Below are 24,075 nucleotides of genomic sequence, written 5' to 3'. Positions count from 1 at the left end.
GCGCCTCCCGCGCCTCCCGCGCCTCCCGCGCCTCCCGCGCCTCCCGCGCCTCCCGCGCCTCCCGCGCCTCCCGCGCCTCCCGCGCCTCCCGCGCCTCCCGCGCCCGCCGGGTCCTCCGCGCCCGCCCGACCCGTCCGCCAGGCCCGCAGCACCGGTTCGTGGGCCGCCAGGAACTCCTCGTGGAGCCGGGCGATGGCCGACAGGTCCCACCAGCGGGCCACCGCCCCGGCCGTCGCCGCGTACCCCAGGTGGTCGCCCCGGAAGAGGTCCACGTACGGGGAGAGCTCCAGGCGTTCCAGGGCGTTCCGGGTCTCCTCGTACAGCCGCGCGGGCGCGATCCAGACGCCGGGCGCGGCCGTGCCGAAGCCCAGGCGGGCGAGCCGGGAGCGCAGCAGGTGCCGCTTGTGCCGCTCGGCCTCGGGCACCGAGAAGACGGCAAGGACCCAGCCCTCGGAGAGCTTGGGTTCGGTACGGGCGTAGATCCGGCGGTCGCCGTCGTCCAGGAGCCTGCGGGCGTCGTCCGAGAGGGCGTATCCGGCGGCCCCGTCGGCCGTCCGGCCCGGCAGCAGCAGTCCGCGCCGCTTCAGCCGCGACACCGAGGAGCGCACCGAGGGCGCGTCCACTCCGAGGACCGCGAGCAGCCGGATGAGCGCGGCCACCGGCATCGGCGACCCGTCGGGCGTACGGCCGTACGCGCCGTAGAGGGAGACGATCAGGGATCGGGGGGTGTGCTGCTCGGCCACGTGATCACTTTAGAGGGTGGTGCGCCGGCCGGGCCGGGCCGGGCGGGGGAGCCGGGCCGGGGGAGTCGGCGAGGGGCGGCCTGGGCCCGCCGGCCGCGCGTCACCGTCGGCGGGCCGGCCGTCACACCGGCTCGCGCAGCCGGAAGCGCTGGAGCTTTCCCGTGGGGGTGCGCGGCAGGGCGTCCAGGAAGACGATCTCGCGGGGCGACTTGTACGGGGCGAGCCGGGCCCGGACGAAGGCCCGCAGCGCGGCGGCGGTGCCCGCGTCGCGCGGCACCCCGTCCCGTACCACCGTGTAGGCGACGACGACCTGTCCGCGCAGCTCGTCGGGGCGGCCCACGACCGCCGTCTCCACCACGTCGGGGTGGTCGAGGAGCACCTCCTCGACCTGTGGTCCCGCGATGTTGTACCCGGCCGAGATGATCATGTCGTCGGCGCGTGAGACGTAGCGGAAGTAGCCGTCGGGCTCGCGGACGTACGTGTCGCCCGTGACGTTCCAGCCCTCCCGTACGTACTCCGCCTGGCGTGGATCGGCCAGATACCGGCAGCCGACCGGGCCGCGCACCGCGAGGAGCCCCTCCTCGCCGTCCGGGACGTCCTTGCCCGCGTGGTCGACGATCCTGGCCTGCCAGCCGGGGACGGGGCGGCCCGTGGCGCCGGGCCGGATGTCGCCGTCGGCGGCGGAGATGAAGATGTGCAGGAGTTCGGTGGCGCCGATGCCGTTGATCAGGCGCAGGCCGGTGCGCGCGTACCAGGCCTTCCAGGTGGTCTCCGGCAGGTTCTCCCCGGCCGAGACACAGCGCCGCAGGGAGCCCAGATCGGGGGCCGTGCCCTGGGTGAGCTCGTCGAGCATGACCCGGTAGGCCGTGGGGGCGGTGAAGAGCACCGAGACCCGGTGCCGCTCGATCGCTGCGAGCAGCTGCTTGGGTCCGGCCTGTTCGAGGAGGACCGCGCTCGCCCCGGCCCGCAGGGGGAAGACGACGAGCGCGCCGAGGCCGAACGTGAAGGCGAGTGGCGGCGAACCGGCGAAGACGTCGTCGGGCAGCGGGCGCAGGACGTGCGCGGAGAAGGTGTCGGCGATGGCCAGGACGTCCCGGTGGAAGTGGACGCAGCCCTTGGGCCGCCCGGTCGTGCCGGAGGTGAAGGCGATGAGGGCCACGTCGTCGGCGGCCGTCTCCACCGCCGTGTACGGGCCGGGGCGGCGGGCCGCGAGGGTGAGCAGGTCGTCCGGGCCCTCCCCGCCGAAGGGGGTGACGCGGAGCCCCGGTATCCGGGCCGCGAGGAGCTCGTCGAGGCTGTGGACGTCGCAGAGGGCGTGGGTGCAGTGGGCCGCGTCGGCCATGGTGGCCAGCTCGGGGGCGCGCTGCTGGGCGAGGACGGTGACGGCGACCGCGCCGGCCTTCATCACGGCGAGCCAGCAGGCGGCGAGCCAGGGGGTGGTGGGGCCGCGCAGGAGGACCCGGTTGCCGGGCCGGACCCGCAGGTCGGAGGTGAGGACATGGGCGATGCGGTCGACCCGGTCCTGGAGCTCTCCGTAGGTCCAGACGCCGCCTTCGCCGTCGTGGAAGGCGGGCCGGTCGGCGCCGAATCGTTCCGCCGTACGGTCGAGGAGCTCGGCGCCGCAGTTGAGCCGGTCGGGGTACACCAGCTCGGGGAGGTCGAAGAGGAGACGCGGCCAGCGGTCCGGCGGAGGCAGCCGGTCACGGGCGAAGGTGTCGAGGTGGGCCGAGGGTGTCAGCTCCATGAGTCCGTCCCCCTGTCGTGGTGGGGTCGACCGTCGCCCCACGAGCGTATCGTGTTGGTGACGGCAGTCAACGGTTCGCGACAAGGGTGCTTGCGAGCGCCCTGACGAAGGCACCGGACGGCGCGCGGACGCCGTACGGCGCAGGGACACACGCACCGGGCGGCACAGGCACGCCGCCCGACGCGGGGACGAAGACGCCCGAGGGCGTCAGAGAGGGCCCACATGCCCGCATTCTCGCTCGATCCGGCACAGACCACCTGGTGTGCGGAGCTCCGCACCCTCGCCGCCGACCACCTGAAGCCCCTCGCCGACAAGGGCGAACCGGGCCGGGTCAACCGCCCCCTCGTGGCCGCCCTCGGCCAGCTCGGCCTCCTCGCCCGGCTCTTCGACGCGGGCGCCCTCGAACTCTGCCTCCTGCGCGAATCCCTCGCCCGGACCTGCACCGAGGCCGAGACCACCCTCGCCCTCCAGGGCCTCGGCACCCACCCCGTCGCCGCCTTCGGCACCCCCGCGCAGCGCGCCCGCTGGCTCCCCGAGGCCATCGCGGGACGCGCCGTCGCCGCCTTCGCGCTCTCCGAGCCGGGCGCCGGCTCCGACGCCGCCGCGCTGGCCCTGGAGGCCCGCCCCGACGGAGTCGGAGGCTGGCGCCTGTACGGCGAGAAGCGCTGGATCTCCAACGCCCCCGAGGCCGACTTCGCCACCGTCTTCGCCCGCACCACCCCGGACGCCGGAGCCCACGGCGTCACCGCCTTCCTCGTCCCCGCCGACCGGCCCGGACTCGGCGGCGAGGCCCTCGACATGCTCGCCCCGCACGCCCTCGGCACCCTCACCTTCGACGGCGTCCCCGTCGGCCCCGACGACCTGCTCGGCGAACCCGACCGGGGCTTCCGGGTCGCCATGAACACCCTCAACCTCTTCCGGCCCAGCGTCGGGGCCTTCGCCGTCGGGATGGCCCAGGCCGCCCTGGACGCGGCCCTCGCCCACACCGCCGACCGCCCCGCCTTCGGCGGACACCTCGCCGACCTCCAGTCCGTCGCGCACCGGATCGCCGAGATGGCCACCCGTACCGAGGCCGCCCGTCTCCTCGTCTACGCGGCCGCCACCGCGTACGACGACGGCGACCCGGACGTGCCCCGGCGCTCCGCCATGGCGAAGCTCCTCGCCACCGAGACCGCCCAGTACGTCGTCGACTCCGCCGTCCAACTCCACGGCGCCCGCGCCCTCCAGCGCGGCCACCTCCTCGAACACCTCTACCGCGAGGTCAGGGCACCCCGTATCTACGAGGGGGCGACCGAGGTCCAGCGCACGATCATCGCCAAGGAGCTGTACGCGTCCCACCAGCGGTCCCACCCCCGTCAGGAGGAGCCGGCCCCATGAGCCTGCACCGGCACAACCCCGCCGAACTCGCCCCGCCCACCGGCTTCTCCCACGCCGTCACCGCCACCGGCAGCCGGCTGGTCTTCCTCGCCGGACAGACCGCGCTCGACAGCGACGGCACCGTCGTGGGGGACACCCTGACCGAGCAGTTCACCACCGCGCTCGCCAACCTCCTCACGGCCCTGCGCCACGCCGGCGGCACCCCGGCCGACCTGGCCCGGGTCACCGTCTACACCACCGACGTCGACGACTACCGCACGCACGCTCCCGAACTCGGCCGGATCTGGCGGCGGTTGGCGGGCCGCGACTACCCGGCGATGGCCGTGATCGGAGTCGTACGACTCTGGGACGCGCAGGCCCGGGTGGAGCTGGACGGCTTCGCGGTCCTGGACGAACCGTCCCCCCATTGATCAACTGGTCACCCGCGTGGGCCGGGCTTAGTGTCGAAAGGTGGACCGACCGGCCCACGGCTGCCACAGGTGAGGGCGTTGCGCGCCATGAACAGCCATGACTAGCACACCGAAGCCGACCCCCACGGCGACCGCACCCCGCAAGAGCGGGGGAGACGGCAAGGGCATCGCACTCTTCGTGATCGCGTCGTGTCAGCTGATGGTGGTGCTCGACATCACCATCGTGAACATCGCGCTCCCGCACATCCAGACCGCGCTGGACTTCTCCACCACCAGCCTGGCCTGGGTCGTGAACGCCTACACGCTGACCTTCGGCGGTCTGCTGCTCCTCGGCGGCCGCGCGGGCGACATCCTCGGCCGCCGCCGCGTCTTCATCTTCGGCGTCCTGCTCTTCGGACTCGCGTCGCTGCTCTGCGGACTGGCCCAGAGCGAGTGGCAACTCCTCGCCGCCCGTGCCCTCCAGGGCGTCGGCGGCGCCATCGCCTCGCCGACCTCCCTGTCGCTGATCACCACGACGTTCGACGAAGGCCCGGAACGCAACCGGGCGTTCGGCGTCTTCGCGGGTGTCTCGGCCGGTGGCGGCGCGATCGGCCTGGTGGCCGGCGGCATGCTCGTCCAGTGGCTCGACTGGCGCTGGATCTTCTTCGTCAACGTCCCCATCGCCGTGGTCATCGCCATCCTCACCCCCCGTCACGTCAAGGAGTCCGAGCGGCGCCCCGGCCACTTCGACCTCGCCGGCGCGCTCACCTCGACCCTCGGCATGGTGGCCCTCGTGTACGGGTTCATCCGGGCGGCCCAGGAAGGCTGGCGCGACCCTCTCACGATCGGCTCGTTCATCGCGGCGATCGTGCTCCTGGGCGTCTTCCTCCTGATCGAACGGCGTTCCCAGCAGCCCATCACACCGCTGCGCATGTTCGCCGACCGCAACCGCTCGGGCACCTACGCCATCATGCTGTGCCTGGCCGCGGCGATCTTCGGGATGTTCTTCTTCCTCACCCTGTTCGTACAACAGGTCCTGGGCTTCAGCCCACTGGCGACCGGCCTCGCGTTCCTGCCGGTCAGCGCGATCATCGGGGTGGGCGCCGGCCTCACCTCCAACCTGCTGCCCCGATACGGGCCGAAACCCTTCATGGTGACGGGTTCGGTGCTCGCTGCGGCAGGACTCGCCTGGCTGACCCTCACGGACGTGGACTCCACGTACCTGGGAAGCATCCTCGGCCCGATCCTCGTCTTCGGCCTCGGCATGGGCTTCATGTTCGTCTCGCTGACCATCATGGCGCTGTCGAACGTCGAACAGCGGGACACGGGCGCCGCGTCCGGTCTGCTCAACGCCATGCAGCAGGTGGGCGGTTCGCTGGGCCTGTCGATCCTGGTCACGGTCTTCGGCACGGCCAGCCGGAACGAGGCGAAGACCGAGGTACCGGCCTTCCTCGCCCAGGCGACCCCGCTGGAGAAGGCCGAGTTCGCCAGAACGGGCGTGCTCCCGCCGCCCTGGGGCGACCAGGTACTGACCTCGGGAGTCTCCGCGGGCTTCGTCACGGCGGCGGTGTTCGCCGTGGTCGGCCTCCTGATCTCCCTCTTCGTCATCAAGGTCCGCCAGTCGGACATCGACCGCCTCAAGGGCGGGGTGGGCCCGCCGGGCGTCGGGTGACGACACGGTGCGAGGAACCGGTCGCCGCCCGGACCGGAAGGACATGACGCGGCACCGCTCCTGACCTTCAGGGGTACAGGTCAGGAGCGGTGCCGCGGTGTCGTCCCTCAGATGTCCCGGAAGATCTCGATCTGCGCGCCGATCGAGTTCAGCCGCTCCGCCAGGTCCTCGTACCCGCGGTTGATGACGTACACGTTCCGGAGGACCGACGTGCCCTCGGCGGCCATCATCGCCAGGAGGACGACCACCGCCGGGCGCAGGGCCGGCGGGCACATCATCTCGGCGGCGCGCCAGCGGGTGGGGCCCTCCACCAGGACGCGGTGGGGGTCGAGGAGCTGGAGGCGGCCGCCGAGGCGGTTGAGGTCCGTGAGGTAGATGGCCCGGTTGTCGTAGACCCAGTCGTGGATCAGCGTCTTGCCCTGTGCCGTGGCCGCGATCGCCGCGAAGAAGGGGACGTTGTCGATGTTCAGGCCGGGGAACGGCATCGGGTGGATCTTGTCGATCGGCGCCTCCAGCTTGGAGGGGCGGACCGTCAGGTCGACCAGGCGCGTCCGGCCGTTGTCCGCCGGGTACTCGGCCGAGCGGTCGTGGTCGAGGCCCATCTCCTCCAGGACCGCGAGCTCGATCTCCATGAACTCGATCGGGACCCGGCGGATCGTGAGCTCCGACTCGGTGACCACCGCGGCGGCCAGCAGGCTCATCGCCTCGACCGGGTCCTCGGAGGGGGAGTAGTCGACGTCCACGTCGATCTGCGGCACGCCGTGCACGGTGAGGGTGGTGGTGCCGACGCCGTCCACCCGTACGCCCAGGGCCTCCAGGAAGAAGCACAGATCCTGGACCATGTAGTTGGAGGAGGCGTTGCGGATGACGGTCACGCCGTCGTGGCGGGCCGCCGCGAGCAGGGCGTTCTCGGTCACGGTGTCGCCGCGCTCGGTCAGCACGATCGGGCGGTCGGGGGAGACGGAGCGCTCGACCTGGGCGTGGTAGATGCCCTCGGTCGCGGTGATGTCGAGGCCGAAGCGGCGCAGCGCGATCATGTGCGGCTCGATCGTCCGCGTACCGAGGTCGCAGCCGCCGGCGTACGGCAGCTTGAAGCGGTCCATGCGGTGCAGGAGCGGGCCGAGGAACATGATGATCGAGCGGGTGCGGATCGCGGCCTCGGCGTCCATCGAGTCCATGTCCAGCTCGACCGGCGGCACGATCTCCAGGTCGACGCCGTCGTTCACCCAGCGGGTGCGCACCCCGATGGAGTTGAGCACCTCCAGGAGCCGGAAGACCTCCTCGATGCGGGCGACCCGGCGCAGGACCGTGCGGCCCTTGTTGAGGAGGGAGGCGCAGAGCAGCGCGACGCAGGCGTTCTTGCTCGTCTTGACGTCGATGGCGCCCGAGAGGCGGCGGCGGCCGACGACCCGGAGGTGCATCGGTCCCGCGTAACCCAGGGACACGATCTCGCTGTCGAGGGCTTCGCCGATCCGGGCGATCATCTCAAGGCTGATGTTCTGGTTGCCGCGCTCGATCCGGTTGACGGCGCTCTGGCTCGTGGCCAGTGCGTCGGCGAGCTGCGTCTGCGTCCAGCCGCGGTGCTGCCGGGCGTCACGGATGAGCTTGCCGATGCGTACGAGGTAGTCGTCTGCCATGGCGTCACGTTATCTCAGATATGAGATGGTGCTTGCTGTTGGGGTAGGCCGTCAGGGTGACAGGCCGTGCGCGGTCGGGTGACGCGGCTCGTACAGGGGGAGTTCGGTCCCGCTCGGCAGCCGTACGGCGGCGAGCAGGCCCCAGCCCTGGTCGGTGATGGCGCGTGAGATCTCCGCGCCCCGGTCCTCCAGGTCCTTCAGGGTCGCGGTGAGGTCGTCGCACATGAGATAGAGCTCGTGCTTCGGCTCCTCCGTCGTCGGGTGGACGGCGACCTCGGCGGGCGGCAGCTTGAAGATGAGCCAGCCACGCCCGGCGTCCACGTGCGGGAAGCCCACGACGTCCTTGAGGAAGGCCCGGTCGGCCTCCGCGTCCCGCGTGTAGAGGATCACATGCGCGCCACTGAACATGTCCCGATCGTCGGCCGCCCGCGCGGCCGCGGCAATTCGGCCGCGGCCGTACGGGCGTGGTGCGAGGGGAGGGGGCGGGGGATGCGGGGTGAGGGGGGGGGCGGTGGTGCGGCTCAGTGCGCCGCGCAGCCGCACGCCCGGTGCCGGCCGCCGTGCACCGCCGCGTACGTCGAGGGCCGCGGCGCGGACGCCGCGCGGGCCAGCCCCGCGGAGGCCGTACGGCCCGAGGCCGACTCGGCGTCGTGGACCACGCGGCCCCCGACCAGGGTGAGCCGCACCGCGGTGTCACTGATGTCCGCGACCGGACATCTCATGACATCACGGTCGAGAACCAGCAGATCGGCGGCCCGTCCCTCCCGGATCGTCCCGGTCTCGCCGTCCATCCGCAGCTGCCACGCCGTGCCGTACGTGTGCATCCGCAGCGTCGAGGCGCGGCTCAGGCTCTCGAGCTCGCGGTGGAGCGGGCCCTGGCCGTACGCCCCCTGCCGGTCGATCGCGGTCCGGATCTGGTTCCACACCTGGAGCGCGTCCACCGGCCAGTCCGAGCCGCCCGAGAGCACGGCGCCGTGGCGTTCGAGCGAGCGCGCCGGGTACATCCACCGGTGCCGCTCGGGCCCGATGTACGGCAGGAGCGCCTCCATCGTCCAGGTGTCCGCGGACGCCCACTGCAGCTGCATGCAGGCCGCCACGCCCAGTTGGGCGAAGCGCCGCAGGTCGGCCGGGTTCACCAGCTGCAGGTGGGCGACGGCGTTGCGCGGGTCGCGCAGCCCGGTGGCGCGGCGGGCGTACGCGTATCCGTCGAGCGCCGTCCGTACGGCCCGGTCGCCGAGGCCGTGGGCGTGCATCTGCCAGCCGGCCCGGTTGAACGTGGCCGAAAGGCGTCCGTAATCCTGGGCCGAGACGTACAGTTCGCCCCGATTGGTGGTAGGTCGTCCCTCGCCGTCCAGATACGGTTCGAGCAGCGCCGCCGTCTGCGCCGGGTACTCGATCACCCCGTCGAGGAACACCTTGATCATCCCGAACCGCAGCCCCCGCACGTCGCCGAACTCCCGGCGCAGCCCCCGGGCGTACGCGAGCGCCGCCGCAGGGTCCTTCGCCTGGTCCGGGTCGAGCCGGATCGCCGGGACGATCCGCTGCGGCAGCTTCCCGGCCGCCGCGAGCGCCCGGTACGTGCCCAGCTCCCCGCGCCCGACCAGCGCGTCCATCATCGTGGTGACCCCCGAGGCCGCCGCCTGGGCGAGCACCCGCGCGCACGCCGCGACCAGCTCGGCCTCGCTCGGCTCCGGGATGTGCCGGGTCACCAGCGGCTGGGCGTCGTCCTTGAGGACGCCGGTCGGCCTGCCGTCCGCGCCCTTCACGATCTTCCCGCCCACCGGGTCGGGCGTGGCGGCCGTGACGCCGGCGATCTCCAGGGCGCGGCCGTTGACCCAGATGTTGTGGCCGTCGCCGCCGACCAGGGCGATCGGACGGCGGGTGGGCAGGGCGTCGAGCAGCGAGTGGTGGGGGAGCGAACCCTGCGGCAGCAGGCCGATCGGGTTCCAGTCCTCCACCACCAGCCAGCCGTCCGGCTCCTGCCCCGGGCTGTCCTTCAGGAAGCCGGTCAGGATCGCGAGCAGCTCCTCCCGCGTCGTCTCCGCCCCTTCGAGGGAGGGCCGCAGCGAGCGGCTGCCCGCGCCCAGCGGGTGGACGTGGCCGTCGTGGATGCCGCTCATCACGGTCGCGCCGCGCGCGTCGACGACCTCGGTGTCCCGGCCGACGAGGCGGCGCAGTTCGTTGCCGCGCCCGGTCGCCAGGATCCGGCCGTCGCGGCCGACGGCCACGGCCTCGACGGGACGGCCGCCGGACCGGCCGGTGAACACCCGGGCGTTGTGCACGACCAACGCGGCCGAGCGGGGGCGCGAGCCCGCCGCCGCGGGGCTCCCGGCTACCCCGACGAGACCCGCCGCACCGGCGGCGGCGAGGACGGTGCGCCGGCTCAGGGAAGAAGTCATGACCACTCCAAACATTGGCTGTGGCCGGACGCTCGCTGATTAACGTCGTAACCAGTACCCTCCCCGGACCGCGAAATCCGTACGATGGCGCGCATGTCAGGGCCCACCCTCACCGACATCGCCCGTGCCGCGGAGGTGTCCACCGCCACCGTGTCCCACGCCCTCAACGGCACGGGCCGGCTCGGTGAGTCCACCCGGCGCCGGGTCCGCGAGGTGGCGGCCGCCCTCGGCTACGGCTCGCGCCGGACGCCCCTCACCCGGACCGGGACGCTCGGCCTCGCCGTCACCACCTACGCGGGCGCGCCCTGGAACTACCTGGAGGTCCCCTACTTCTCCCGCCTGCTGACCGCCGCCGCGGCCACCGCGCACGCCCTCGGCTACGCGCTGACGGTCCTGCCCGCGGCGCGCGGCGGCGAGACCCTGTGGCACACCCTGACCGTCGACGGCATGCTCCTCCTCGACAGTCCCGAGGACGACCGGGTGCTGCGCGCGCTGCGGGCCCGGGGCATCCCCGTGGTCTTCGACGGCCGTCCCACCGACCCGCACCCCGACGACGTCTGGGTGGACAACGACCACGCCACGACCACCCGCGAGGTCCTCGACCATCTGGCGGCCGCCGGAGCGCGCCGGATCGCGCTGCACGCCGGGTACGGCCGCGAGTACTACACGGGCGCCGTGACCCGGGCGTACGAGGAATGGTGCGGGGAGCGCGGCCGGGAGCCGGCGGTGATCACCTTCGACCCGGAGGACGCGCAGGGCCACGCCTTCGACCGGGCGTTCTCCAGCCGGTCCTGCGACGCCGTCCACTCCCTCTACGACCCCGGCGGCCGGCAGGTCCTCGCCGCGGCGGCCCGCCACGGTCTGCGGATCCCCGACGACCTGCTCGTCGCCTGCGCCAGCGAGGATCCGGCCTATGCCGAGACGGACCCGCCGGTGACGACGGTGACGCTGCGGCCCGAGGACATCGCGGAGACGGCCGTCACGACCCTGGTGGCCCGGCTCGACCCCGCCCTGCCCGCTCCCGCGCCGGGCGGCCTGACGGTCCCGGCCCGGCTGCGTCCGCGCACGTCGACCCGCCGGGGGAACGGCTGACGGCCGCCGTGCCTCCGGGGTCGCCCGCCGGACGGTCCGAGGATGACGGCCGTCACAGGCATGCCGGGCATGACCGATCAGCGGGCATGCACTAGAGTTATCTCGACATCGAGATAACTGCTTACGGCGCACCGCGGCCGCCCACCTGGTAAGGGTTACCTAACCAAGCCTTACCTTAGCGGATCGGCGAGGGAGTCGTGGCGCGCACCACGCGGCGGAGCCGCATATTGTCGCGGCGCGGTAGTACGCGCACATTGATGAAGGAGACTGTCGTGTCGGCGAACAGCTTCGACGCCCGCAGCACGCTGCGCGTGGGCGACGAGTCGTACGAGATCTTCAAGCTGGACAAGGTCGAGGGCTCCGCGCGCCTCCCTTACAGCCTGAAGGTCCTCCTGGAGAACCTGCTCCGCACCGAGGACGGCGCGAACATCACCGCCGACCACATCCGGGCCCTCGGCAACTGGGACTCGCAGGCCCAGCCGAGCCAGGAGATCCAGTTCACGCCGGCCCGCGTGATCATGCAGGACTTCACCGGCGTTCCCTGTGTCGTCGACCTCGCCACCATGCGTGAGGCCGTCGCGGCGCTCGGCGGCGACCCGGCGAAGATCAACCCGCTCTCCCCGGCCGAGATGGTCATCGACCACTCCGTCATCGCCGACAAGTTCGGCACGAACTCCGCCTTCGCGGAGAACGTCGAGCTGGAGTACGGCCGCAACAAGGAGCGCTACCAGTTCCTGCGCTGGGGCCAGACCGCCTTCGACGACTTCAAGGTCGTCCCCCCGGGCACCGGCATCGTCCACCAGGTGAACATCGAGCACCTGGCCCGTACGGTCATGGTCCGCAACGGCCAGGCGTACCCCGACACCCTCGTCGGCACCGACTCCCACACCACCATGGTCAACGGCCTCGGTGTGCTCGGCTGGGGCGTCGGCGGCATCGAGGCCGAGGCCGCGATGCTCGGCCAGCCGGTCTCCATGCTCATCCCGCGCGTCGTCGGCTTCAAGCTGACCGGCGAGCTGCCGGCCGGCACCACCGCCACCGACCTGGTCCTCACGATCACCGAGATGCTGCGCAAGCACGGCGTCGTCGGCAAGTTCGTCGAGTTCTACGGTGAGGGCGTCGCCGCCACCTCCCTCGCGAACCGCGCCACCATCGGCAACATGTCGCCGGAGTTCGGCTCCACCGCCGCCGTGTTCCCGATCGACGGCGAGACCCTGAACTACCTCAAGCTGACCGGCCGCTCCGCGCAGCAGGTCGCGCTCGTCGAGGCGTACGCCAAGGAGCAGGGCCTCTGGCTCGACCCGGCCGCCGAGCCCGACTTCTCCGAGAAGCTGGAGCTCGACCTCTCCACGGTCGTCCCCTCCATCGCCGGCCCGAAGCGCCCGCAGGACCGCATCGTCCTCGCGAACGCCGCCGCGCAGTTCGCCCAGGACGTCCGCAACTACGTGGACGAGGCCGACGAGGCGGGCAAGGAGTCCTTCCCGGCCTCCGACGCCCCGGCGAACCACCCCAACGGCGCCCCGTCGAAGCCGGTCACCGTGACCGCCCCCGACGGCTCGACCTACGAGATCGACCACGGCGCCGTCACCGTCGCCGCGATCACCTCCTGCACCAACACGTCGAACCCGTACGTGATGGTCGCCGCCGCGCTCGTCGCGAAGAAGGCCGTCGAGCGTGGCCTGACCCGCAAGCCGTGGGTCAAGACGACCCTCGCCCCGGGCTCGAAGGTCGTCACCGACTACTTCGACAAGGCGGGTCTCACCCCGTACCTCGACAAGGTCGGCTTCAACCTCGTCGGCTACGGCTGCACCACCTGCATCGGCAACTCCGGCCCGCTGCCGGAGGAGGTCTCCAAGGCCGTCAACGAGCACGACCTGGCCGTGACCTCGGTGCTCTCGGGCAACCGCAACTTCGAGGGTCGCATCAACCCCGACGTCAAGATGAACTACCTGGCCTCCCCGCCGCTGGTCGTCGCGTACGCCCTCGCGGGTTCCATGAAGGTGGACATCACCAAGGACGCCCTCGGCGTCGACCAGGACGGCAAGCCCGTCTACCTGGCCGACATCTGGCCGACGGAGGCCGAGGTCAACGACGTCGTCGCCAACGCCATCGGCGAGGACATGTTCAACAAGTCCTACCAGGACGTCTTCGCGGGCGACGCCCAGTGGCAGGCGCTGTCGATCCCGACCGGCAACACCTTCGAGTGGGACACCGAGTCCACCTACGTCCGGAAGCCCCCGTACTTCGAGGGCATGACGATGGAGACCACCCCGGTCACCGACATCGTCGGCGCCCGCGTCCTGGCCAAGCTGGGCGACTCGGTCACCACCGACCACATCTCCCCGGCCGGTGCCATCAAGGCCGACACCCCGGCCGGCAAGTACCTCACCGAGCACGGTGTGGAGCGTCGTGACTTCAACTCCTACGGCTCGCGCCGTGGCAACCACGAGGTCATGATCCGCGGCACCTTCGCCAACATCCGCCTGCGCAACCAGATCGCGCCGGGCACCGAGGGCGGCTTCACCCGCGACTTCACCCAGGCGGACGCGCCGGTGTCGTTCATCTACGACGCCTCGCAGAACTACCAGGCCGCCGGCATCCCGCTGGTCATCCTGGGCGGCAAGGAGTACGGCTCCGGCTCGTCCCGCGACTGGGCCGCCAAGGGCACCGCGCTCCTCGGCGTCAAGGCCGTCATCACCGAGTCGTACGAGCGCATCCACCGCTCGAACCTCATCGGCATGGGCGTCCTGCCGCTGCAGTTCCCGGCCGGCCAGTCGGCCGACTCGCTCGGCCTGACCGGCGAGGAGACCTTCTCCATCGCGGGCGTCACGGAGCTGAACGAGGGCACCACGCCGAGCACGGTCAAGGTCACCACCGACACCGGTGTCGAGTTCGACGCGGTCGTCCGCATCGACACCCCCGGTGAGGCGGACTACTACCGCAACGGCGGCATCATGCAGTACGTGCTCCGCAACCTGATCCGTGGCTGACACGAGCTGACCGCGTAGCCGTACGACGTACGGAAAGGGCCCCGCTCCTCGGAAGAGGAGCGGGGCCCTTGCGTCGTGCCTCGCGGCCCGCGGATCAGAACATCGCGCCGAAGCCGTTCCAGCCCGAGGTGCCGATCTTGATGCGGGTGGCGTACGGCGTGGTCGAGCTGCCCGCGCCCTTGTACAGCCACAGCGCGCCGGCGGCGTCGCGGGCCACCAGGTCCGCGCGGCGGTCGCCGGTGAGGTCGCCGGGGGAGAACAGGTTGTTGAACATGTTCCAGCCGCTGCCTACACGGGTCCGGGTCGAGAAGGGGGCCCGGTAGTTGCCGGTGCCCTTGTAGAGCCACAGGACGCCGCTGCGGTCACGCGCGACGAGGTCGGCGCGGCCGTCGCCGGTCACGTCACCCTTGCCCGCGATCTGGGTGTACGCGTTCCACCCGGAGCCGATCCGGGTGCGCGCGGTCAGGGACGCGTTGCCGTTGCCCAGGTAGTGCCAGAGCACGCCGGAGCCGTCACGGGCCAGGAGGTCGTCCGCGGCGCCGCCGCCGGTGTTGCCGGCCGAGATGATCTTGTTGTAGGCGCCCCAGCCGCCGCCGAGGTCGCGGACCGGGCCGTTGCCGGCGAAGTGGAGCCGGCCCGCGCTGTTGACGGCGTACCAGCCGTCGGCGTGGTACCAGCCCTCCTCCTCGGGCTGCCCCTCGATGTCCGCCTGGGTGAAGTTCTTGTATCCCACCCAGTTCCAGCCCTGGCGCCCGGCGATCCGCTGGATGGCACCGCCGCCGACGGGGGTGTAGCCGATGATGTCGCCGTTGGTGTGCCAGCCGTAGAGGTTGTTGAGCGCGGCGCCGGAGGCGGCGGTCGCGGAGGCCGCCGCGGCGGACGCGCGGCCCGACTGCGGTGCGGCGGACACACGGTCCGACTGCGGCGCGGCGGGGGCCTTGGCCGCGGGGCCCGGCTCCGCCGCGACCGCGGCGGTCGAGGTGCCGACGAGGGCGGCGGTTATCGCGGCGACGGTGACTCGGGACAGGAGGCCCGAGCGGTTCAGGCCAGAAGAGTTGGCCACGTATGACTCCATAAGGGGAGAGGGACAAGGAAGTCCCGCCGGGCCCTCGAACACACGGACGAGGTCGGCGGTCCCTCTATGATCCCCGGTCATCCTCACAGGATCCTTACTTTTCGGGGTGTCTGTGACACGACTGTTTCGATCCCGACCGTATGTCCCCTTTGCCCGCCCGCGTCCCCTCGGCACCCTGGACCGCGCCGTCAAGGTGCCCCACTACGGGGAGGTCTGAGGCGCTGTCAAGGGCATTGATGGACGAGTGGTTGGACGAAACGCCGCAGATCCAGCGTGCTTATCCCGGAGGTCTCAACTCGGGAAAGATGGCCGTCAAAACCTGCTTTCGATCTTGCTCCGGCGAAGGGAAGTGGACTATACCTGTCGCGTCCAGCCAGTCGGTTCCATCACACGACGGCCCGACGCCTGCACGACCCGGCTGCAAATGACCGCGGTGGCGGGGCCCTTCGCCTGTGGCGAGTGAGTACGGGCGACCGGTACACCGCCTGAGTCCTGAATGAAGGCGAGGACTTGAGCATGGGATCCACCTCCGCTCAGACCAATGAGGGCCTTGGCCGTCGCGATCTGATCAAGCGTTCCGCCGCGATCGGCCTGATTTCGGTGCCGACCATGGGCTTCCTCTCCGCCTGCGCGAGCAGCAGCGGCGACGGAAACGCAAAGGTCGAGAAGGGTACGAAGTCCGACAAGAACCCGCTCGGGGTGAACGAGTCGGCACCGCTTGATTTCGTCCTCTTCGACGGCGGATTCGGACAGCAGTACGCCAAGGACGCGATCAAGGTCTACGAGACGAATTACCCCAAGGCCAAGGTCAAGTTCACGCCCACCCAGAAGATCACCACCGAGCTCCAGCCGCGCTTCAACGGCGGCAACCCGCCGGACCTCATCGACAACTCCGGTGCCGAGCAGATGGACATGGGCGTCCTCGTCGGCCAGAAGCAGCTGGCCGACCTCACCGCCCTCCTGGACTCGGCCTCCGTCGACGACCCGAACAAGAAGGTCCGCGACACCCTGCGGCCCGGCATCGTCGAGATGGGCCAGTTCGACGGCGCCCCGGTCTGGATCCTCTACTACGCGTACACCGTCTACGGCGTCTGGTACTCGCAGAAGCTGCTCGACTCGCTCGACGCGAAGTACCCCGAGACCTGGGACGAGATGCTGGCCGTCTGCGAGAAGGCCAAGAAGAAGGGCATCGCGGGCTGGACGTACGCGGGCAAGCACCCGTACTACCTCCCCTTCTCGCTCTACCCGATGATCGGCAAGGTCGGCGGCCGCGAGGTCCTGGACGCCATCGACAACCTGGAGCCGAAGGCCTGGGAGCACCCCGCGGTCAAGGCGTGTTTCGAGGCCTACTACGAGCTCGTCCAGAAGGGCTACATCCTCAAGGGCACCCCCGGCCTCGACCACATCCAGTCGCAGACCGCCTGGACCGAGGGCAAGGCGCTGTTCATCCCGAACGGCTCCTGGGTCGAGAACGAGGCGGCGAAGACCATGCCGGCCGACTTCGACCTGGCCGTCTCCGCCCCGAGCGGCATCGACGCCTCCGACAAGTTGCCCTTCGGCACGATGTGGGCGTCCGGCGGCGAGCCGTTCATCGTCCCGGCCAAGGCGGCCAACCCCGAGGGCGGCATGGAGCAGCTGCGCATCATGCTCAGCGAGGCCTCGTCCAAGAACTTCACCCAGTCCGTGAAGTCCCTCTCCGCCTTCAACGGCGGCACCGACGGCATCGAGCTGACGCCGGGCCTCAAGTCCGGCGTCGCGGCCCTGAAGAAGGCCGGCGAGAACGTCGTCAACCCGCGCCTCCAGGACTGGTACGTCGCGCTCCAGAAGGAGAAGATCGGTGTCGCGGGCATCGGCGAGATGATGGCCGGCCGCGCGACCCCGGCCGAGACGATCAAGAAGATCCAGAAGTTCGCCGACGAGGCGGCCAAGGACTCCTCGATCAAGCACTACAAGCACCAGTGAGCAGTGCCGGGGCCCCTTCCCGCCGACCGGGAGCGGGCCCCGGCCCCTTCGCGCGCGGCACCCGCGGCGCGCCTCCGCGGGAAGATCGGGGTCGGTAGGAATGCAGCACGGCAAGTACCGTTTCATCGTGGGGTTCCTGGCGGCACCCCTCGCGCTCTACGCGCTCTTCGTCATCTGGCCGTTCATCCAGTCCATCTACTACTCGCTCACGGACTGGAGCGGACTGAGCCCCGAATTCGGCTTCGTCGGATTCGACAACTACAGCAGAATGCTGGACGACGAGATCTTCTGGAAATCGCTCCAGCACAGTCTGACCCTCGCGGTGGTGCTGCCGCTGGTGACCGTCGGGCTCGCGCTGTTCTTCGCGTTCATGCTCAATGTCGGCGGCCGGCGCCGCCGCGGAGCGGCCATCGCCGGCGTGCGCGGATCAGCCTTCTACAAGATTGTGTACTTCTTCCCGCAGGTGCTGTCGATCGCCATCGTCGCGCTGCTCTTCCAGTTCGCCTACAACCCGAACAGCGGAGCCATCAATTCCGCTCTGAAGCTCGTGGGCCTCGGCAGCATTCAGCCGGACTGGCTGGGCGACCCGAAACTCGCCCTCATCTGTGTGATGGCGGTTCTCGTCTGGTCCACGGTCGGCTTCTTCGTCGTCCTCTTCTCGGCCGGCATGGCGTCCATTCCGAGGGACTTCTACGAGGCCGCGCTGCTCGACGGCGCCAACCGCTTCACGACCTTCTTCAAGATCACGCTGCCGCTGCTCTGGGACACCGTGCAGTCCGGCTGGATCTACATGGGCATCCTGGCGCTCGGCGCGGAGTCCTTCGCCGTCGTCCAGATCATGACCGTCGGCCCCAACGGCGGCGGGCCCGACTACTCCACCGTCGTCCTTCCGCTGTACGTGTACCAGAAGGCGTTCCGGGACGGTCAGGCCGCCTACGCAACGACCATCGGTGTCGCGCTCCTTCTCGTCACCCTGGCCTTCGCGGCCATCGTGATGAAGCTGGGCCGGCGCGAGCGGCTGGAGTTCTGATGAAGACGACCGACACTGCCACCCCCGGCGTCGAGACCCCGGGCCCCTCGGGGGGCTCGGGCCCGGTGGTCACCAAGACGGTGGCGCCCACGCCCCGCAAGGAGTCCAGGAGCGAGGGCGCGGTCCTCAACGTCTTCTCGCACGGCGTCCTGATCATCTGGGCGATCATGGTCGTCATGCCGCTGCTCTGGGCGGTCATGACCTCGTTCAAGACCGACCGGGCGATCTTCACCTCCCCGTGGTCGCTGCCCGACGGCCTGCACTTCGAGAACTGGTCGCGCGCCTGGTCCCAGGCGCACATGAGCGACTACTTCATGAACACGATCGTGGTCGTCGGCGGCTCGCTCATCGGCACGCTGCTCTTCGGCTCGATGGCGGCGTACGTACTGGCCCGCTTCGACTTCCCCGGGAACCGCTTCATCTACTTCCTCTTCATCGGAGGAATGAGCTTCCCGATCATCCTGGCGCTCGTGCCGCTCTTCTACGTGATGCAGAACATGGCCCTGCTCAACACCCCGCACGGCCTGATCCTCGTCTACATCGCGTACTCGCTGCCCTTCACCGTCTTCTTCCTCACGGCCTTCTTCCGCACGCTGCCCACCTCGGTGGCGGAAGCGGCCTTCGTGGACGGCGCGTCGCACACCAGGACCTTCTTCCAGGTGATGCTGCCGATGGCGAAGCCGGGCCTCATCAGTGTCGGCATCTTCAACTTCCTCGGCCAGTGGAACCAGTACCTGCTGCCCACGGTGCTCAACACCGAGCAGGACCAGAAGGTGCTCTCCCAGGGCCTGGTCCAGCTCGCCACGAGCCAGGGCTACAAGGGTGACTGGTCAGGCCTCTTCGCCGGTCTGGTGATGGCGATGCTCCCGGTGCTCGCCGCGTACATCATCTTCCAGCGGCAGGTGGTGGCCGGACTGACCGCCGGCGCCGTGAAGTAACCCCGCTCCCGCGTTCTCCAGGGCCCCCGGCGCACCCGCGCCGGGGGCCCCGCGCGTCGTGTGACACAGACCCTCCGCCACTCAAGGTCTTGACGGGGAGCAAGCCGAAAGCGTCCCCTTAGAGTTCACATGTTGGAGAAAACGGTGGGAGTGAGTGAGTCGATGGAGACTCCGGGGTCGCAGACGTCTCTGCACAGGGCCAATCTCGAACGGGTCGTCCGGGCGGTGCGCATGGCCGGCTCGCTCACCCAGGCGGAGATCGCCCGGGCGACGGGACTGTCCGCCGCGACGGTCTCCAACATCGTCCGGGAGCTGAAGGACGGCGGCACCGTCGACGTCACGCCCACCTCGGCGGGCGGCCGCCGGGCCCGCAGCGTCTCGCTCTCGGGTGACGCCGGCATCGTGATCGGCGTGGACTTCGGCCACACCCACCTCCGGGTCGCCGTCGGCAACCTCGCCCACCAGGTGCTCGCCGAGGAGGCGGAGCCGCTCGACGTGGACGCCTCCGCCGCGGAGGGCTTCGACCGGGCGGAGCGGCTGGTCAACCGGCTGATCGAGGCCACCGGGATCGGCCGGGACAAGGTCATCGGCGTCGGGCTCGGTGTGCCCGGCCCCATCGACGTCTCCTCCGGGACCCTCGGCTCGACGTCGATCCTGCCGGGCTGGAGCGGGATCAACCCCGCGGAGGAGCTCTCCGGCCGCCTGGGCGTCCCCGTGCACGTCGACAACGACGCCAACCTCGGTGCGCTCGGCGAGCTGGTCTGGGGCAGCGGGCGGGGCGTCAAGGACCTGGCGTACATCAAGGTGGCCAGCGGCGTCGGCGCCGGCCTCGTCATCGACGGGCGGGTCTACCGGGGCCCCGGCGGCACCGCGGGCGAGATCGGGCACATCACGCTCGACGAGTCGGGCCCGGTCTGCCGCTGCGGCAACCGCGGCTGCCTGGAGACCTTCACGGCCGCCCGGTACGTGCTGCCGCTGCTCCAGCCCAGCCACGGCCCCGATCTGACCATGGAGCGGGTCGTCCAGCTGGCCCGCGAGGGCGACCCCGGCTGCCGACGGGTGATCGCCGACGTGGGGCGGCACATCGGCAGCGGCATCGCCAACCTCTGCAATCTTCTGAACCCGAGCCGGGTGGTGCTCGGCGGCGACCTGGCGGAGGCCGGGGAGCTGGTCCTGGCGCCCATCAGGGACTCCGTCTCGCGGTACGCGATCCCCAGTGCCGCCCGGCAGCTCTCGCTGGCCCAGGGGGCCCTGGGAGGCCGTGCGGAGGTGCTCGGCGCACTGGCCCTCGTGCTGAGCGAAATGGGCGATTCGACCCTGTTGGAGAGTGCCCTGCCGACGGCCGCTCCGGTCTCACGCCTTGCGTTCACTTAGATAACGAACACCACCGTTGTCATCTCGTTAAGGATTTACTTCTTGACGTCGGTGTGACGGCCGAGTTGACTTCGTGCCACCTCGGCCGCAACGTCGCGGCCTCGTCAGGGAGGCAACCCCAATGAACGCAGTGACGCGTCGCGCCGTCATAGCCACGGCCGCGGTGTCGATGGCCCTCTCGCTCGCCGCCTGTGGCCAGGCCGGCGGCGACGACAGCGGTGACAAGGGCAGCTCGACCAAGATCGGCCTGCTCCTTCCGGAGAACAAGACCTCGCGCTACGAGGCTCTGGACAAGCCCCAGTTCGAGAAGGCCGTCAAGGCCGCGTGCGGCGACTGCGAGGTCGTGTACAACAACGCGGTCTCCGACGTCGTCAAGCAGAAGCAGCAGTTCGACCAGCTGATCGCCGACGGCATCAAGGTCATCGCGCTCGACCCGGTCGACGCCACGAAGGCCGAGGGCTGGGTCACCGAGGCCAAGGCCAAGGGCGTCAAGGTCGTCGCGTACGACCGTGCCGTCAAGGGCGCTGACGCCTACGTCAGCCACGACAACAACAAGGTCGGCGAGCTCCAGGGCCAGGCGCTCCTCGCCGCCCTCGGCGCCAAGGCCGCCTCCGCCAACGTCGTGATGATCAACGGCGACGAGAAGGACCCGAACGCCGGTCTCTTCAAGAAGGGCGCCCACACCGCCCTCGACGGCAAGGTCGGCAAGATCGCCTACGAGGCCTCCGGCGAGTGGGACCCGAAGATCGCCGGCGAGAAGATGTCCGCCGCGATCTCCTCGGTCGGCAAGGACAAGATCGGCGCGGTCTACTCGGCCAACGACGGCATGGCCGGCGGCGTCATCACCTCCCTGGAGAACGCCGGCATCAAGGGCATCCCGGTCGGTGGCCAGGACGCCGAGGTCGCGGGCATCCAGCGCATCATCGCCGGTTCGCAGACCTTCACCATCTACAAGAGCCCGCTCCAGCTGGCCCCCGAGGCCGCCAAGTTCGCGGTGAACCTGCTCAAGGGCAAGGAGCTCGGCGCCCAGGGTGCGACCGACGGTGTGCCGTCGACGCTGTTCCCGCCGGTCGTCGTCGACAAGACCAACATCCAGTCCACGGTGATCCAGGACGGCATCTACAAGGCCGCCGACCTCTGCACCTCGGACCTGGCCGCCAAGTGCACGGAACTGGGCATCAAGTAAGCCCCGAGCCGAGCCCGCCGGGCCCCCGAGGGCCCGGCGTCACGGATCCCGACACCGGCCCGCGTACAGAGGCTGAAGCCCCGGCCACGGGGTGAAGAGCCCCGCCGAGGGTGAAACCCCGCCAGAGGGTGGAACCCCGGCCGGAGGGTGATTCCCCCGCCACCCGACCGGTGCCCGTCGGCACGATCCGTCCCCCTGCCCGTCCGGCCCCCGGCCGACCCAGACCCCGCTGTCGGTCCGGGGGCCGGACGAGCTCAGCCCCCCCTCGAACTTTGGCGCTGCACCGGCGGCGCGACATGCCGCCGCCCGCGGGCGGCGAAGGAGTTGGTTCACGTGTCCCAGACGCAGGCGCCCGTGCTGGCGTTGCGCGGGATCTTCAAGCGGTTCGGAGCGGTTCAGGTCCTCTCCGGTGTCGATCTCGAAGTCCACGCAGGAGAGGTCGTCGCGCTCGTCGGCGACAACGGAGCGGGCAAGTCCACGCTGGTCAAGACGATCGCCGGCGTGCACCCGATCGACGAGGGCGTCATCGAGTGGGAGGGCGAGCGGGTCGAGATCCAGCGCCCGCACGACTCCCAGAACCTCGGTGTCGCGACCGTCTACCAGGACCTCGCGCTCTGCGACAACCTCGACGTCGTCGCCAACCTGTTCCTCGGCCGCGAGATCAAGAAGGGCGGCGTCCTCGACGAGGTCGCCATGGAGAAGCGGGCCAAGGACCTGCTCTCCACGCTCTCGATCCGCATCCCCAGCGTCCGCATCCCCGTCGCCGCGCTCTCCGGCGGTCAGCGCCAGGTCGTCGCCATCGCGCGCGCCCTGGTCGGCGACCCCAAGATCGTGATCCTCGACGAGCCGACCGCCGCCCTCGGCGTCGAGCAGACCGCCCAGGTCCTCGACCTGGTCGAGCGGCTGCGCGAGCAGGGCCTCGGCGTCATCCTCATCAGCCACAACATGGCCGATGTGAAGGCCGTCGCCGACACCGTGGCCGTCCTGCGCCTGGGTCGCAACAACGGCACCTTCCCGGTCGCCACCACCACGCACGAAGAGATCATCGCCGCGATCACCGGTGCCACGGACAACGCCGTGACCCGCCGTCAGGCCCGCAACGCGGAGGTAGCGAAGTGAGCAACACCCCTCCCACCGCGAGCGAAGAGGCAGCGGTGCCCGAGCCCCGTACCCCCGACGAGACGACCCCGGTGAGCGAGGTCCCGGCCGCCGCCGCGATCCCCGCCGTCGACCCCCGCCTCCTCGTGCGCGAGCAGGGCTTCAAGGGTTACGTCGAGGAGTTCAAGCGCAAGATCCGCTCCGGTGAGATCGGCTCGCTGCCCGTCGTCGTCGGCCTGATCGTCATCGGCATCGTCTTCCAGGCGCTCACCGGCAACTTCATCACCTCGTACAACCTCGACCAGATCACGCTGTACGCGGTCGGCCCCGGCATCATGGCCGTCGGCATCGTCTTCGTGCTGCTGCTCGGCGAGATCGACCTCGCCGTCGGCTCGGTGGCGGGTCTGGCCGGCTCGGTATGGGGCGTCCTCGGCACCGACATGCCGGACGGCCTCGCGATCCTCCTCGGCATCCTCTCCGGCACCCTGCTCGGCGCCTTCCACGGTCTGGTCTTCGCCAAGATCGGCGTGCCCGCCTTCGTCGTCACCCTCGCGGGCTTCCTCGGCTGGGCCGGTCTCCAGACCTGGGTGATGGGCGACAAGTCCACCATCCCCACCCCGATCGGCAGCTTCGTCGCCGACCTCACCAAGTACTACTTCTCCGACGTCGCCGCCGCCTACGGCCTCGCCGTGGCCGTCGTCGCCGCCTTCTACCTCGCCCAGCTGCGCGACTCCCGCCGCCGCAAGGCCGCCGAGCTGCCGCACCGCCCGCAGAGCGAGATCATCCTGCGCACCGCCGTCCTCGCGGTCCTGGTCCTCGTCGCCGCGTACGGCTTCAACCAGGAGCAGGGCCTGCCGCTCTCCCTGGTGATCTTCCTGGTCATCCTGCTCGTCACCGACTTCGTGCTGCGCCGCACCACGTACGGCCGCCAGGTCTTCGCCGTCGGCGGTGGCATCGAGGCCGCCCGCCGTGCCGGTATCAACGTCTCGTGGATCCGGATCTCGGTGTTCATGATCTCCGGCACCATGGGCGCCATCGGCGGTCTGTTCCTCGCCTCCGCGACCGGCGGCGCCGACCGCTCCCTCGGCGGCGGCAACCAGCTGATGATGTGCATCGCCGCGGCGGTCATCGGCGGTACGTCCCTGTTCGGCGGACGCGGCAAGGTCTGGTCGGCGCTCCTCGGCATCCTGGTCATCCAGTCGATCGTCCAGGGCCTCAACCAGATGAACCTGTCCTCGAACGCGATCCAGTACATGATCACCGGAGCGGTCCTGCTCATCGCCGTGATCATCGACTCGGTCTCCCGCAAGACGCAGAAGACGGCAGGACGTGCCTAGGGACCCCGTCCCGCGCGCGTAACGCTCGCCAC

Annotated in this window: 18 protein-coding genes; 12 read left to right on the top strand and 6 right to left on the bottom strand. The window is 70.6% G+C overall.

Annotated elements, in window-relative coordinates:
- Both ACIP8Z_RS29165 and ACIP8Z_RS29160 read right to left on the bottom strand, forming a co-directional pair.
- On the bottom strand, nt 1-743 hold a 743-nt coding region (locus tag ACIP8Z_RS29165; RefSeq protein WP_402088647.1), incomplete at its 3' end, for a hypothetical protein.
- 121 nt (nt 744-864) lie between these two features.
- A complete protein-coding gene (locus tag ACIP8Z_RS29160) occupies nt 865-2,487 on the bottom strand; it encodes an AMP-binding protein (protein ID WP_402088644.1) in 1,623 nt (540 codons plus the stop codon).
- Nucleotides 2,488-2,709: 222 nt separating this feature from the next.
- Between ACIP8Z_RS29160 and ACIP8Z_RS29155 the strand changes: the two genes are divergently transcribed.
- The 3 genes from ACIP8Z_RS29155 (at nt 2,710) to ACIP8Z_RS29145 (ending at nt 5,925) form a co-directional block, all read left to right on the top strand.
- Nucleotides 2,710-3,864 (top strand): acyl-CoA dehydrogenase family protein, encoded by a 1,155-nt coding sequence (locus ACIP8Z_RS29155; protein ID WP_402088641.1) that lies wholly within the window; start codon nt 2,710-2,712, stop codon nt 3,862-3,864.
- Nucleotides 3,861-4,274 (top strand): RidA family protein, encoded by a 414-nt coding sequence (locus tag ACIP8Z_RS29150; RefSeq protein WP_319321203.1) that lies wholly within the window; start codon nt 3,861-3,863, stop codon nt 4,272-4,274. The genes ACIP8Z_RS29155 and ACIP8Z_RS29150 overlap by 4 nt, the downstream gene beginning before the upstream one ends.
- Before the next feature lie 97 nt (nt 4,275-4,371).
- Nucleotides 4,372-5,925 (top strand): MFS transporter, encoded by a 1,554-nt coding sequence (locus tag ACIP8Z_RS29145; RefSeq protein ID WP_402088638.1) that lies wholly within the window; start codon nt 4,372-4,374, stop codon nt 5,923-5,925.
- Between the two features lie 107 nt (nt 5,926-6,032).
- On the opposite strand, the gene ACIP8Z_RS29140 is transcribed toward ACIP8Z_RS29145, so the two are convergent.
- The 3 genes from ACIP8Z_RS29140 to ACIP8Z_RS29130 all read right to left on the bottom strand — a co-directional run bounded on the left by ACIP8Z_RS29140 (nt 6,033) and on the right by ACIP8Z_RS29130 (nt 9,961).
- Nucleotides 6,033-7,562, bottom strand: a complete 1,530-nt coding sequence (locus ACIP8Z_RS29140; RefSeq protein WP_402088635.1) for a helix-turn-helix domain-containing protein — start codon at nt 7,560-7,562, stop codon at nt 6,033-6,035.
- A gap of 51 nt (nt 7,563-7,613) precedes the next feature.
- Nucleotides 7,614-7,970, bottom strand: a complete 357-nt coding sequence (locus ACIP8Z_RS29135; protein ID WP_402088633.1) for a VOC family protein — start codon at nt 7,968-7,970, stop codon at nt 7,614-7,616.
- Between the two features lie 113 nt (nt 7,971-8,083).
- Entirely contained in the window at nt 8,084-9,961 is a 1,878-nt protein-coding gene (locus tag ACIP8Z_RS29130; protein WP_402088630.1) for an amidohydrolase, read from the bottom strand.
- 93 nt (nt 9,962-10,054) lie between these two features.
- Here ACIP8Z_RS29130 and ACIP8Z_RS29125 point away from each other — a divergent pair, with 93 nt between their 5' ends.
- Nucleotides 10,055-11,053, top strand: coding sequence for a LacI family DNA-binding transcriptional regulator (locus tag ACIP8Z_RS29125; protein ID WP_402088627.1), 999 nt, complete (start codon nt 10,055-10,057; stop codon nt 11,051-11,053).
- A 272-nt stretch (nt 11,054-11,325) separates the two neighbouring features.
- On the top strand, nt 11,326-14,043 hold the full coding sequence (acnA, locus tag ACIP8Z_RS29120) for an aconitate hydratase AcnA (protein ID WP_402088625.1): 2,718 nt from the start codon (nt 11,326-11,328) through the stop codon (nt 14,041-14,043).
- 94 nt (nt 14,044-14,137) lie between these two features.
- Here acnA and ACIP8Z_RS29115 read toward each other — a convergent pair whose 3' ends face one another.
- Complete coding sequence (locus ACIP8Z_RS29115) at nt 14,138-15,106, bottom strand: FG-GAP repeat domain-containing protein (RefSeq protein ID WP_402088622.1); 969 nt, start codon at nt 15,104-15,106, stop codon at nt 14,138-14,140.
- Nucleotides 15,107-15,634: 528 nt separating this feature from the next.
- Here ACIP8Z_RS29115 and ngcE point away from each other — a divergent pair.
- The 7 genes from ngcE to ACIP8Z_RS29080 all read left to right on the top strand — a co-directional run bounded on the left by ngcE (nt 15,635) and on the right by ACIP8Z_RS29080 (nt 24,043).
- Nucleotides 15,635-17,080, top strand: a complete 1,446-nt coding sequence (gene ngcE, locus ACIP8Z_RS29110; protein WP_402088619.1) for an N-acetylglucosamine/diacetylchitobiose ABC transporter substrate-binding protein — start codon at nt 15,635-15,637, stop codon at nt 17,078-17,080.
- A 100-nt stretch (nt 17,081-17,180) separates the two neighbouring features.
- Complete coding sequence (locus tag ACIP8Z_RS29105) at nt 17,181-18,110, top strand: carbohydrate ABC transporter permease (protein WP_030322933.1); 930 nt, start codon at nt 17,181-17,183, stop codon at nt 18,108-18,110.
- Nucleotides 18,110-19,048, top strand: coding sequence for a carbohydrate ABC transporter permease (locus ACIP8Z_RS29100; protein ID WP_402088617.1), 939 nt, complete (start codon nt 18,110-18,112; stop codon nt 19,046-19,048). Before ACIP8Z_RS29105 ends, ACIP8Z_RS29100 begins: the two co-directional genes overlap by 1 nt.
- 162 nt (nt 19,049-19,210) lie before the next feature.
- A complete protein-coding gene (locus tag ACIP8Z_RS29095; protein WP_402088614.1) occupies nt 19,211-20,422 on the top strand; it encodes an ROK family protein in 1,212 nt (403 codons plus the stop codon).
- 121 nt (nt 20,423-20,543) lie between these two features.
- Nucleotides 20,544-21,608: a sugar ABC transporter substrate-binding protein gene (locus ACIP8Z_RS29090; RefSeq protein WP_402088611.1), complete on the top strand. Its 1,065-nt coding sequence runs from the start codon at nt 20,544-20,546 to the stop codon at nt 21,606-21,608.
- Between the two features lie 324 nt (nt 21,609-21,932).
- Nucleotides 21,933-22,727 (top strand): ATP-binding cassette domain-containing protein, encoded by a 795-nt coding sequence (locus tag ACIP8Z_RS29085; protein WP_319321169.1) that lies wholly within the window; start codon nt 21,933-21,935, stop codon nt 22,725-22,727.
- Entirely contained in the window at nt 22,724-24,043 is a 1,320-nt protein-coding gene (locus ACIP8Z_RS29080) for an ABC transporter permease subunit (protein WP_319321166.1), read from the top strand. Before ACIP8Z_RS29085 ends, ACIP8Z_RS29080 begins: the two co-directional genes overlap by 4 nt.
- Nucleotides 24,044-24,075 lie beyond the last annotated feature (32 nt).

The organism is Streptomyces sp. NPDC088553 (assembly GCF_044752965.1).
In the GTDB taxonomy this organism is placed as follows: Bacteria; Actinomycetota; Actinomycetes; order Streptomycetales; family Streptomycetaceae; genus Streptomyces.
This window is presented reverse-complemented; position numbering and strand designations above follow the sequence as displayed.

Excerpts from the sequence above, each read along its gene's own strand:
- ACIP8Z_RS29090 (WP_402088611.1), top strand. The coding sequence starts at position 20,544 with ATGAACGCAGTGACGCGTCGCGCCGTCATAGCCACGGCCGCGGTGTCG.
- ACIP8Z_RS29130 (WP_402088630.1), bottom strand. The coding sequence starts at position 9,961 with ATGACTTCTTCCCTGAGCCGGCGCACCGTCCTCGCCGCCGCCGGTGCG.
- ACIP8Z_RS29105 (WP_030322933.1), top strand. The coding sequence starts at position 17,181 with ATGCAGCACGGCAAGTACCGTTTCATCGTGGGGTTCCTGGCGGCACCC.
- ACIP8Z_RS29150 (WP_319321203.1), top strand. The coding sequence starts at position 3,861 with ATGAGCCTGCACCGGCACAACCCCGCCGAACTCGCCCCGCCCACCGGC.
- ACIP8Z_RS29100 (WP_402088617.1), top strand. The coding sequence starts at position 18,110 with ATGAAGACGACCGACACTGCCACCCCCGGCGTCGAGACCCCGGGCCCC.
- ACIP8Z_RS29160 (WP_402088644.1), bottom strand. The coding sequence starts at position 2,487 with ATGGAGCTGACACCCTCGGCCCACCTCGACACCTTCGCCCGTGACCGG.
- ACIP8Z_RS29095 (WP_402088614.1), top strand. The coding sequence starts at position 19,211 with ATGGAGACTCCGGGGTCGCAGACGTCTCTGCACAGGGCCAATCTCGAA.
- ACIP8Z_RS29145 (WP_402088638.1), top strand. The coding sequence starts at position 4,372 with ATGACTAGCACACCGAAGCCGACCCCCACGGCGACCGCACCCCGCAAG.
- ACIP8Z_RS29140 (WP_402088635.1), bottom strand. The coding sequence starts at position 7,562 with ATGGCAGACGACTACCTCGTACGCATCGGCAAGCTCATCCGTGACGCC.
- ACIP8Z_RS29125 (WP_402088627.1), top strand. The coding sequence starts at position 10,055 with ATGTCAGGGCCCACCCTCACCGACATCGCCCGTGCCGCGGAGGTGTCC.
- ngcE (WP_402088619.1), top strand. The coding sequence starts at position 15,635 with ATGGGATCCACCTCCGCTCAGACCAATGAGGGCCTTGGCCGTCGCGAT.
- ACIP8Z_RS29155 (WP_402088641.1), top strand. The coding sequence starts at position 2,710 with ATGCCCGCATTCTCGCTCGATCCGGCACAGACCACCTGGTGTGCGGAG.
- ACIP8Z_RS29135 (WP_402088633.1), bottom strand. The coding sequence starts at position 7,970 with ATGTTCAGTGGCGCGCATGTGATCCTCTACACGCGGGACGCGGAGGCC.